We start from the raw sequence: 11,219 nt of genomic DNA, 5'->3' as shown, positions 1-11,219 counted from the left end.
GACCGTCAGTCTATAATGTATGCAGGATTGGTATTGAAGTGACCAATCACTGATTATTGTCTTCCGGTTCTCCAGTTAAACGTTGGAGAAGGAAGGAGAAACTTCCCTTTTCTGCATGTAATGAGGCTTCAAGGATTGCGATAAATGCTAGAGCTCGTTGTATGCTTTCCGCTGTGGTCCATTGGAAAAGTCCCTCATCAAAGATAACCTGTGCAGAAGCGAGGAGAAATTCGACAGTTTCTTGCGGGTAATCCGTTTGAAATATCCCTTCTTCTACCCCTTGCTGAATGACTTCTGCTAAAACGGGTGATAGCTCTGTAATGGCTTTGATCAAGCTTTTTTGATGCATCTCTGCATTAGCAGGCTGATGAAATTGTTCGATCATGCCTTCTTTATGGCTGCCCTGTTTAGGAGATTGTGCCATGATGATGCGAAATAATTTATCAACCACTGAGATATCTGGATCAGCGGCAATACGCTTTGCCTCGATGATATCTGCTTTTATGATCCGGTCAATGATTGCATCCATCACTTCTTCTTTGGAAGTAAAGTAATAATAGAATGTGCCTTTTGCAATGCCAACGGCTTTGAGGATGTCAATAATTGTGGTTTGCTGATAGCCTTTGGTTGAAAAAAGCTTCTCTGCTGCATTTAAGATGTCATTTTTGCGTTCCTCAGGATGTTTAACGGTTCTCATAAAGCCATCCTTTCTTTTGACTAGACTGTCGGTCGGTCCCTTGATTCGATTAAACACTTTTTGGCGTATCTTTGTCAATGGCTGTTTTTTTTAGCTTTGCATTTATTGTGCAATGACACTATGATACATTGAATGAAAACCCCTTCAGGAGAGATGCTGAATGCAATTTTTAACCAGTGAATTGGCGCAAGAGATGGTTGAACGTACGATGCATATTTTACATCAAAACATCAATGTCATGAATGCAGATGGTGTCATTATTGGGTCTGGTGAACGAAAAAGGATTGGACAAAAACATGATGGAGCACGTCTAGTGCTGTCAAGCGGAGATAGTGTGGAGATTGATCAGGAGACATCCCGCCGCTTAAAAGGCGTGAGACCTGGAATCAATCTGCCTATTTGCTTTCGGGAACAAGTTGTTGGTGTCATTGGGATTACGGGTGAACCAGAGGGCATTCGTCATCATGCCGAGCTGGTGAAAATGGCAGCTGAGCTCGTTTTAGAGCAATCTTTTCTCCTTGAACGCTTCCAGTGGCGGCAGCGAATAGAGAGTGAAATTGTGAATCAGCTCATCTCCGAGTCTGACATGGGTGATCATCAGCTGAAGCACCGTGCTGACTGGCTTGGAATGGATTTAGACAAGCGGCGAATGGCTATTGTTTTTCAGCCGATTCCATCGTCTGAGGACACTGTACACAAAATGATGCATGCCATTCAATACGATAAGAATGCGGATGATTTACTAGGCATGACCTTCCGTCATGAATTGATCCTGTTAAGACAGCCGATATGTGACCATCAACTCAAGCATGTGATCGAACAGCTACAGCAAACAATGGCAGGTGCAGTTGATGGACAAGTGCTAGTGGGTGTAGGAACTGTCGCTGAGGACATGAGTCAATTACCGTTGTCCTTTCAGCATGCGAGAGAAGCCCTGCGGTTAGGAAAGGTGCTCCATCCAGAGGAAAGCATATATGTTTTTGAATCTTATCAGCTTGAAAGCTTGTTTATAAAAGCGAGAGCCGCCAAAGAGGGCAAACGCTGGAGTGATTTTTATCATCCGCTGATACAAGAAACGGAGCTCATTCAAACGTTAAAGGTTTACATTGAAGAGGGTGGGGATTTACAAAGAATCGTTGATCGTCTATTTATTCACCGTAATACACTGCGATATCGTTTAGATAAAATCCAGGCATTGACCGGAAAAGATCCTCGTCATGTGAAACAGTTGATGGAGCTGTACATAGCACAATTGGACAATCAACTGTCTTAATTGTGCATTTGCACAACTGGAAGAAGAAATAAATAAAAGAAGTTCATCTAGATTCACAACTCGATCCCAATGGGTAAACGCTTACAATTAAGAAAAGACAATCAGGAGGGATGGAGTATGGGTGGAGCTGTGACAGTAAGTACATTGGGCGCATTGACTGCGCTTGTGATCGCTATTGTTCTTATTTTAAAAAAAGTATCACCTGCTTATGGCATGCTGGCAGGCGCATTTATTGGCGGTTTGGTTGGCGGTGTAGATGTTGTGCAGACCGTGAACGTCATGATGGAAGGCGCAAAGGACATGATTCCGGCTGTTCTCCGAATCATGGCGGCAGGTGTACTGGCAGGGGTTTTAATTGAATCGGGTGCTGCGTTATCTATTGCGGAGGCCATCGTGAAAAAGCTTGGAGAGGCAAGGGCACTTTTAGCACTCGCACTTGCAACAATGATTTTAACAACGGTGGGTGTTTTTGTAGATGTAGCAGTCATTACAGTAGCACCAATCGCACTTGCCATTGCCAAGCGTGCAAAACTTTCTAAAACAGGTATTTTACTTGCGATGATTGGAGGAGGGAAGGCAGGGAATATCATGTCACCGAATCCGAATGCCATTGCAGCCTCTGATGCTTTTGGTGTCCCGCTTACTTCCCTGATGGCGGCAGGTGTCATACCGGCTATTTTCGGGATAGCCGTCACGTATGTATTAGCCAAAAAGCTTGCGAATAAAGGTACACCTGTTTTGGAAGAGGGAGCTGACCAAGGCGAGGTTCAAGTACCTGGTTTTCTACAAGCGCTTGTAGGCCCGCTTGTGACCATTCTCTTGTTAGCTTTGAGGCCGTTGTTTCAAATAAATATTGATCCAATGATTGCCTTACCAATAGGAGGAATTGTAGGCGCTCTTTTCATGAAAAAAGGGAAGTTTCTCAATGATTATGCGATGTCAGGGCTGCATAAAATGTCAGGTGTAGCGATCATGTTACTAGGGACAGGTACATTAGCTGGAATTGTATCGAATTCTTCCATGAAAGAGGTATTTATTCAGGCGCTTGACGCTTCGGGATTACCTCCTTACTTGCTTGCACCAACGTCTGGAATTTTTATGTCGGCAGCCACAGCTTCGACAACTGCAGGGACGGCAGTTGCAAGTGGTGTATTTAGCGGAACTCTTATTGGTCTTGGTGTATCTGCCCTTTCAGGCGCAGCTATGATTCACGCTGGTGCAACTGTTCTCGACCATATGCCACACGGAAGCTTTTTCCATGCAACGGCAGGAAGTGTTCAAATGGATATAAAAGAACGGTTGAAATTAATGCCCTTTGAATCGTTAATTGGTTTGACATTAACCGTTGTATCGACCATTATCTTTGGTATTTTCCAGCTGTTCGGCTGAGGACTTAATGAGAAACGAGGGGTTTTTGGATGAAAATTGTGATCGCACCAGATTCATTTAAAGAAAGTTTATCTGCTTATGAGACAGCATGTGCCATTGAACGAGGATTTCGCTCTATTTTGACAGATGCAAAATATATGAAAATCCCAATGGCAGATGGAGGAGAAGGCACAGTTCAATCGTTAGTGGATGCGACAGGCGGAACCATTGTCAAGCAAGTGGTCACGGGCCCGCTTGGCAAACCTGTGGATGCCTTTTTTGGTATGTTGGGAGATGGGCAGACAGCTGTCATAGAGATGGCAGCAGCATCAGGATTACATCTTGTCCCGCCAGAAAAACGGAACCCCTTATTCACGACGTCTAGAGGGACAGGAGAATTAATGCTTGCAGCGCTGGATAAAGGAGCGAAGCATTTAATCATTGGGCTTGGCGGAAGCGCAACAAATGATGGTGGCGTTGGCATGATGCAAGGTTTAGGTGCTTCTTTTCTCGATAAAGCAGGCCAAGACCTCACGCCGGGCGGTGGATCACTGAATCAATTAGCTACTATTGATCTATCTCGACTGGATCCAAGATTGCAATCTGTCCGTCTGGAAGTGGCGTGTGATGTGGATAATCCTTTAACGGGTGAAAGAGGAGCGTCTGCTGTGTTCGGTCCTCAAAAGGGGGCAGATACAGAAATGGTTCAACTGTTGGACAAGAATTTATCTCATTTAGCACAAGTGGCTAAGCAGCATCTTCATGTCTCCTTTGGTGATGCGGCAGGTGCAGGAGCGGCAGGAGGACTTGGTGCGAGTTTATTAGGCTTTTTACAGGCTGATCTGCAAAAGGGAATTGATATTGTACTGAAAGCCGTACATTTTGCTGACGTACTCAAGGACGCTGACTTAGTCATTACAGGGGAAGGGCGGATTGATCAGCAGACCATTTACGGCAAAACGCCAATCGGTGTAGCTAAAGCTGCGAAACAATATGGACTCCCTGTGATTGGTATCGCTGGGTCCCTCTCAAAAGACAGTGCAGTCGTACATGATCATGGCATTGATGCACTTTTTAGTATTGTCCCTGGCGTCACGACTCTGGCTGAAGCCATGCATGATGCTAGTGTGCATGTAGAGAGAACAGCAAGGAATATTGCGGCTGTCATGACATTTGGAAGAGATAAGTAAATGATGAAAAATGTTTCCTTTTCTATCACATTCCTTTCTATAGAAATGTGGTAAAATGGTTCTAAATGAAAAAAAGTTGGAGGAAACACAAATGTCTAATCTACCGAATTGTCCATCGTGCAGTTCAACCTATACATACGAGGATGGCAGCATGCTTATTTGTCCTGAATGTGCGCATGAATGGTCGCTAGAACAAGAACAAGTGGCAGAGGAACAGCTTGTTGTTAAAGATGCGAATGGAAATCTATTAAGTGATGGTGACACGGTCACTGTGATTAAAGATTTAAAAGTCAAAGGTTCTTCTTCGGTTTTAAAAATAGGGACGAAGGTCAAAGGGATTCGTTTAGTCGAAGGCGATCATAACATTGATTGTAAAATTCCTAGCTTTGGCGCGATGAAGTTAAAATCGGAGTTTGTGAAAAAGATATAGTGACAAAACAGTAAGTTTATCTGCATTTTATTAATGATATTTCCTGAAAAACGTAGAAGAACAGAAAGTCTGTTTTATTTGTGACTCAATTATTTAAAAAACAAGATACCTTTGCTGTTAACGAACGAAAAACACCTAAGTTGTCAAACAATTTAGGTGTTTTTGCTTTTCTTTTGTACAATGTAAAGATTCTATTGACATTTAAAATATTATAATAAAGTAGAAACTTCCCATAATGCTTCTATAACTTTAGTAAATTTTGCACCAGGGACAAAAGTGAGAATTAAATTACCAACATCGAGAATAGCCCCACCTAAGTCAGCCCATGAGAATTTGCCATCAAATGACCTATAGATGATTTTAAGTTTAGTGGTTAAACTATCTAATAATCTACTTACATCCCCAACAATATTAAACTTCCTCTTCAGTACTGCAACGATGCTGTTTGCTAATCCGGCGGCACCTGTACCAGACACAAAAAAATTATAAAACATCTTAAACCCCTCCTTAATATTTATTTCAAATCTATTATATACACAATAAAAGAAGAAAAAGGATAATATTCCCGAAAGTCCTTTTAAAACTCCTGAAATGTCCTTATTTACTGATGTAAAGTAAATTTAAGCTTTTACAGTTTAAATTATCCTTAAAAAATCCAGAAAATATTGATTATGTATTGAATATACATATATCATAAAAAATGTAAAATATATTCAAATGAAGGAGTTATGAAATGAAAAATGTATGGATTGCAGGACTTTTATCTCTTTTGATGCCAGGTATCGGTCACCTTTATCTAGGAAAAGTTTTAAAGGGGGTGGTTTTAATTATACTAAATATTGTATTTATCACGACTATGTCAACTTTATTAGGATTACTCTTTTTTCTTGCGAATTGGATTTATGCCATTATCAATTCAGTTAGGATGGTGAGGTTTATCAATTATAAAAGTTAACATATGGAGCGTGCAAAAAATGGATATTAAAAGATATATATCACTATATTTTATTTTAAGTATAAGTATTATCTTTATTATTAATATTTTTATAGATCATAATAAGGGAATTAGTGATATACCAGAGTTGAGTTTTTTGGATGTATTTTATATAGCTATGAATAATATTTTTTTCACAATCTTTGCGTATATTCTGTCTCTATTCGGATTATCATTTATTTTCATTTTTAAAATTATATTTTTAATTGGTTATGGACCTTCAATAGCTGGTATTAACCCTGTAATATATTATTTCTCTTCAATATCTCATGGTTTACTAGAACTTTTAGTGGGGTGTTTACTTTTTTGTTTTTCAGTACAGTTTTCGAAAATAATTATTGACTATACAAAGGGATATGTGATGGTAGAAACTATTAAGTATTTTCTAATCAGAACAGTAAAATATACAATCCCGTTTGTATGCCTTGTTATTTTTATGGGAGCATTGTTTGAAGTCTATATTTCTAATAAATTAATTAAGTTTATATTATCAATAGGGGGATAAGAATGGAATTTGGATATTTTAAAAAGCCGGTTATGAAAAAAACGACTAAGTGTATACCTATTTTTAATAACGAAGATGTCAAAATAGGATTAATACAAAGGTTTTATAAAAATAAAGCTGAGAGAATTTTTGATCAGATATTGGATGAATTCTTTGTGAATGTTGAGGTAATGGATGCAAATTCAAATACTATTGTAAAAGCTACTGAAAATATATCCATAAAATCAATGTATCGTTCAAGTTGGAGCATTGATTGTAAGGATAAAGGAAGTTTAGTGTTCGAAGATAGAACTAAAATTAAAACAAATCCAACGATGAAATTAATAATAAATAACGATATTTATTACTTAAAGAAAGATTTCGCAGATAAACGTGTTAGATTAGAAGACTCAAATCAAACTATAGCTGAAATTACTTATGATAAAATTCTGCCTCCTGCAACAGTTAGTATTGAAAAAAAACAGAGTGACTTATCTGTACATCTTATTGCATGCCTCTATTATATTTTTATGTTAAGAGAGTAGGGTTAAGTAATGATTAAGATTGTTGATAAAAAACTTATTATAAAAAAGAAAAGAAATATACATTTTATCCCTCTTGAAGAAGTGTTATATTTCGAGAAGTTTAATCATAAGACATATGTGCACCTAGAAAATAAGAATGAAATTTCATTAAACATGTCTTTAAAAGAATTAGAAATTATTTTACCAAGTAATTTTAAAAGAACTCATAGATCGTTTCTTATTAACAAGGAATTATTAGAAGGGTTAATATTTTTAAATGAAAAGTCATATGAGGCAATTTTTCCGAATAATAAAACAGCTCTAGTTGTTAAAGATTGTTTGGGTATGGTAATGCCTGAAGGAGTTATCAATCATGATTGAGGTAGAAAAAGTAACAAAAAACATTAAATCAACTGAAACACTAAAAGACATATCTTTTAGTTTAAGATGTGGAGAGATATTAGGTTTGCTAGGTCCAAATGGAGCTGGGAAAACCACTTTAATGAGGGCTATTTTGGGCCTTACATCAATAAGTAAAGGAGACATAAAATTTAAAGGTAATAGTATTATGAAGAATAACACTTTTTTTTTAAGAGAAGTAGGAGCTTTAATTGAGACTCCTAAATTTTATCCTGATTTATCTGGATATGAAAACTTATTTTATTACAATATATTAAATAATAGAAAAGCTAACGTACACGAAATAATGAACTCTATTGGGTTAGGAGATTATAAGTGCCTTAAAGTGAAAAAATACTCTTTAGGTATGAAGCAAAGGCTTGGAATAGCCCAGGCAATTATGCATAAGCCACAAGTTTTAATTTTGGATGAACCGATGAATGCACTCGATCCATCAGGAATAAAGTTCTTAAAAAAATATATAAAAAATTTTGTTGGAAATAAGGGATCGGTTATTATATCGAGTCATCTAATTTCTGAAATTGAATCTATATGTGATAAAGTCCTTATAATTGATAAAGGATATGTAAAAAAAAGTATCATTATAGATGGGGATTTTTCTCAATCTGGTGTTTTTTCTATTCAAGTTGGAAAACTGGATTTAAATGAGGCCTATGAATTATTAAAAGACTTTATTAATAAAGCCATAATAAATAAGAGCAAATCAACTTTAGAGTTTAGCTGCTCTAAAGTTAGAATACCTGAGTTAATTTATACGTTATTGAGAAAAGATATTCCAGTTTATGAAGTAAGGAAGTTAAGAACACCTTTGGAAGAAATTTATTTCAATAGTATAGTGGGAAGTTAGATATGATATCAATTTTAAAGGCAGAGTTTTATAAACATTATAAAATTAAATACAACTTTCTTTTTCTTATTTTCATCATTCTTTGTGTAGCTGTTAGCGGTATAGAGGTGTTTAATCAGTCTTCAACGGATTGGAAACAAGATCTAAAGGAAAATATAGAATTAGATGAGAATCTCCTAAGCACTTTAGAGAATAAAGATTCTAATTATTATTTAGAGATTGATAAAAAAATAAAATTAAATAAATATGCTTTAAAAAACAATATTCCTCCGTTTAAAGATCATAACTTTTTAGGTTTTATAATAAAAAATATTAATATGTGTCTTTTGATAGGGGTATATTCTATATATTTTTCAAGTATTTCATTTTCTAAAGAATTTCAATTAGAAACTTTTGAATATCTCTTTATTAGGCCATATAATAAAAAGAAAATACTCATCGGTAAATTTCTTTTTATTCTGATTTATTCATTGTTTCTTTTCTTGATGCTATTTATCTGTTCAATATTGGTTGGTTTAATCATACATGGTATTGATTTTAATAATCTGATATATTTAAGTTTTGAAAATGAAAAGATAATAGAGAAGAACGGTTTATCGATTTTAATGTTTACATATACTATGTTTTATCTGAGTACTATCTCTTATACAAGTTTAGCTTTCATGCTAACAAACGTTTTTAAGACAGCTGGCATACCTTTCAGTATTACTATATTAAGTATGCTTTTTGGACAAAATTTGATAAATTCATTACCAAATTGGATATCTAAGTTATCCTTATTTTCAAATACAAATATTTTAACTCATTCGGATACTTTAAATGATTCGACTAATTCCTTAATAATTGTAATTTTATATATAATCGTTTTTTTATTACTATCTATCTATTTCTTTGGAAAGAACAAAGATTCTATTAATAAATAGTTCTTTTCATGACATGATTTCCTTAACTCTACCTTAAAAAAGGCAGATGATTCTCTAAATTTTGCCTAATCCCCTTCACAACTTTTGGGCATTGCTGTACCATATGGAAGTGTTCTTCTATTTTTGACGGATCATGGTGTTTATCAGGAAATAGATGATAGATGATACTTAGACAAAGAAGGAGAGGTAACGTGACGAACGTTTTAGAACTGCAAAATGTATCTAGGCATATTCGCGGGAAAAAGATTGTTCAAGACTTGAGTTTCTCTGTCCAAGCGGGCGAAGTCTTTGGCTTCTTAGGGCCGAATGGCGCAGGAAAAACGACAACCATTCGCATGATGGTCGGTCTTTCTCCCATTACATCCGGTGACATTCTGATTAATGGTCATAGTATTCAAACCTCATATCAGCATGCCATCCAAGATGTCGGTGCAATTATTGAAAATCCAGAAATGTATAATCATTTAACGGCAAGACAAAACCTTGTTCATTTTGCCAGAATGAATGGAAAAGTGGATGAAGGTCGAATTGATGAACTGCTAGAACTAGTTAGTTTGCAGCATGTGAAACATAAGCGTGTCCGTACGTTTTCATTAGGAATGAAGCAGCGTTTGGGGATTGCTCAGGCATTGATACATAAACCGAAACTGCTAATCTTAGATGAGCCGACCAATGGACTAGATCCAGAGGGAATTCGTATGATACGAGATTACTTGAGAAGGCTGGCAAAGGAAGAAGGGCTTGCTGTCATTGTTTCAAGTCATCTCATGTCAGAAATGGAATTGATGTGTGATCGTTTCGCCATTATCCAAAAAGGAAAGCTGATTGCGATTGAGGATCAGCGTGCAGAGACGAAGCAGGATGATTTGGTCAATTATCGAATGAAAGTAGCATCAAGTGAGCTTGAAGAAGCTCAAAAGCTCATTGAAGCATTTGAGGAAGGCATCACAGTTAGAGAAGAGGAGCAGTACTTATTCTTCTCCATCCTAGAAGAGAAAATGCCACAATTGATTCGTCATTTGAGTGAAGCTTCTATTCATTTGTACGAAATCAAAATAGAAAAGCAAACCTTAGAAGATAAGTTCTTAAGCTTAACAGGTAAAAAGGAGGCAGACGTATGATTCGCCTCATTCAAAACGAGTGGATGAAAATCAGTTATCGTGTGGGTACTTGGATTATGGTTGGGCTTCTTGTTTTAGGTATGATTGCGACGTTGATTTTTGCTGTTAAGACAAATGACGGAAATCAAGCATCCGGTGATTGGAAAACTGAGTTACAAGAAATCAATAAAGCAAATAAGCAAGAATTGAAAGAGGATAATATAAGTTTTTATAAGAGATCCCTTGAAACCGATATAGCGATCAATGAGTATCGAATCAAACATGATTTACCTCCAGCCGATCAATTCGGTAAAAATGCATGGACTTATGTGAAAACAAATGCTAATTTGCTTCAGCTGGTCGGTGTATTTGTGATTATTATTGCAGCCACAATTGTCTCGGCTGAATATAAGCATGGTACAATTAAATTATTACTGATTCGTCCGCCATCCAGGTTGAAGGTTCTTTTGTCTAAATACTTTACCGTTCAACTATATTCACTTTTCCTGATCGCTGTCCTATTTATCTTATCCTTTATCTTAGGTGCGATATTCTTTGGACTAAACAATGATTATGTGTATTTGGCTTATCAAAATGGTGAAGTCATTGAACGGTCTCAGTTTGCAAATATGGTCTCTTATTATTTGGCGCATTGTGCTATGTTTGTTGTATTAGGGACACTTTCTTTTGCCATCTCAACGGTGTTTAGAAGTGAGGCCATTTCCATAGCGATTAGTGTATTAGCCTATATTGTGGGAGCATCCATCACAAGCATTTTGATGTTCTTCTTTGATTGGGCGAAATACTTATTGTTTGCCAACGATCCTGTACAGTATTTCGCAGAAACACCTACTTATATCGAAGGCATGTCCCTAGGATTCTCACTAACGGTCCTAGTCATTTATTGGGCCATCTTCTTGGCGGTTGCTTTAATCGTCTTCCAAAAGCGAGAAGTAAAAACAGGTTAAT

General features: G+C 36.6%; 14 protein-coding genes. 12 read left to right on the top strand and 2 right to left on the bottom strand.

Translation table 11 applies throughout. The features are described 5' to 3' along the window. Nucleotides 1-46: 46 nt before the first annotated feature. Entirely contained in the window at nucleotides 47-697 is a 651-nt protein-coding gene (locus tag M2353_RS19005; protein ID WP_008347371.1) for a TetR/AcrR family transcriptional regulator, read from the bottom strand. Nucleotides 698-857: 160 nt separating this feature from the next. On the opposite strand from M2353_RS19005, the gene M2353_RS19000 reads away from it, so the two are divergent. The 4 genes from M2353_RS19000 to M2353_RS18985 all read left to right on the top strand — a co-directional run bounded on the left by M2353_RS19000 (nucleotide 858) and on the right by M2353_RS18985 (nucleotide 4,958). Further along, nucleotides 858-1,970 carry a CdaR family transcriptional regulator gene (locus M2353_RS19000; RefSeq protein ID WP_284725909.1) on the top strand — a complete coding sequence of 371 codons (1,113 nt, stop codon included), beginning with the start codon at nucleotides 858-860 and terminating at the stop codon, nucleotides 1,968-1,970. 117 nt (nucleotides 1,971-2,087) lie between these two features. Continuing rightward, the gene (locus M2353_RS18995) at nucleotides 2,088-3,359 is read left to right on the top strand and encodes a GntP family permease (protein WP_284725908.1); all 1,272 of its coding nucleotides are present in this window, start codon (nucleotides 2,088-2,090) and stop codon (nucleotides 3,357-3,359) included. A 29-nt stretch (nucleotides 3,360-3,388) separates the two neighbouring features. Then, entirely contained in the window at nucleotides 3,389-4,528 is a 1,140-nt protein-coding gene (locus tag M2353_RS18990) for a glycerate kinase (protein ID WP_284725907.1), read from the top strand. Nucleotides 4,529-4,619: 91 nt separating this feature from the next. Next, nucleotides 4,620-4,958 (top strand): zinc ribbon domain-containing protein YjdM, encoded by a 339-nt coding sequence (locus M2353_RS18985; protein ID WP_254000907.1) that lies wholly within the window; start codon nucleotides 4,620-4,622, stop codon nucleotides 4,956-4,958. A 209-nt stretch (nucleotides 4,959-5,167) separates the two neighbouring features. Here M2353_RS18985 and M2353_RS18980 read toward each other — a convergent pair whose 3' ends face one another. Then, nucleotides 5,168-5,452: a hypothetical protein gene (locus M2353_RS18980; RefSeq protein ID WP_254000906.1), complete on the bottom strand. Its 285-nt coding sequence runs from the start codon at nucleotides 5,450-5,452 to the stop codon at nucleotides 5,168-5,170. 239 nt (nucleotides 5,453-5,691) lie between these two features. Between M2353_RS18980 and M2353_RS18975 the strand changes: the two genes are divergently transcribed. From M2353_RS18975 to M2353_RS18940, 8 genes are all read left to right on the top strand, one after another. After that, the gene (locus M2353_RS18975; protein ID WP_282746188.1) at nucleotides 5,692-5,913 is read left to right on the top strand and encodes a DUF6677 family protein; all 222 of its coding nucleotides are present in this window, start codon (nucleotides 5,692-5,694) and stop codon (nucleotides 5,911-5,913) included. Between the two features lie 19 nt (nucleotides 5,914-5,932). Further along, entirely contained in the window at nucleotides 5,933-6,457 is a 525-nt protein-coding gene (locus M2353_RS18970; protein WP_282746186.1) for a hypothetical protein, read from the top strand. Nucleotides 6,458-6,459: 2 nt separating this feature from the next. Continuing rightward, entirely contained in the window at nucleotides 6,460-6,981 is a 522-nt protein-coding gene (locus M2353_RS18965) for a tubby C-terminal domain-like protein (RefSeq protein WP_282746184.1), read from the top strand. A gap of 9 nt (nucleotides 6,982-6,990) precedes the next feature. Beyond that, nucleotides 6,991-7,341 (top strand): LytR/AlgR family response regulator transcription factor, encoded by a 351-nt coding sequence (locus tag M2353_RS18960; protein ID WP_284725906.1) that lies wholly within the window; start codon nucleotides 6,991-6,993, stop codon nucleotides 7,339-7,341. Continuing rightward, nucleotides 7,334-8,227, top strand: a complete 894-nt coding sequence (locus M2353_RS18955; RefSeq protein WP_284725905.1) for an ABC transporter ATP-binding protein — start codon at nucleotides 7,334-7,336, stop codon at nucleotides 8,225-8,227. Before M2353_RS18960 ends, M2353_RS18955 begins: the two co-directional genes overlap by 8 nt. 2 nt (nucleotides 8,228-8,229) lie before the next feature. Continuing rightward, nucleotides 8,230-9,150, top strand: a complete 921-nt coding sequence (locus M2353_RS18950) for an ABC transporter permease (RefSeq protein WP_284725904.1) — start codon at nucleotides 8,230-8,232, stop codon at nucleotides 9,148-9,150. A 191-nt stretch (nucleotides 9,151-9,341) separates the two neighbouring features. After that, nucleotides 9,342-10,271 (top strand): ABC transporter ATP-binding protein, encoded by a 930-nt coding sequence (locus M2353_RS18945; RefSeq protein WP_008347360.1) that lies wholly within the window; start codon nucleotides 9,342-9,344, stop codon nucleotides 10,269-10,271. After that, nucleotides 10,268-11,218, top strand: a complete 951-nt coding sequence (locus tag M2353_RS18940; protein ID WP_284725903.1) for an ABC transporter permease — start codon at nucleotides 10,268-10,270, stop codon at nucleotides 11,216-11,218. The genes M2353_RS18945 and M2353_RS18940 overlap by 4 nt, the downstream gene beginning before the upstream one ends. Nucleotide 11,219: the final 1 nt, after the last annotated feature.

It is taken from the genome of Bacillus aerius (genome assembly GCF_029894105.1).
Lineage (GTDB): Bacteria > Bacillota > Bacilli > Bacillales > Bacillaceae > Bacillus > Bacillus altitudinis.
Note: the sequence above shows the minus strand (reverse complement) of the source record. Positions and strands in the feature narration are given on the sequence as shown.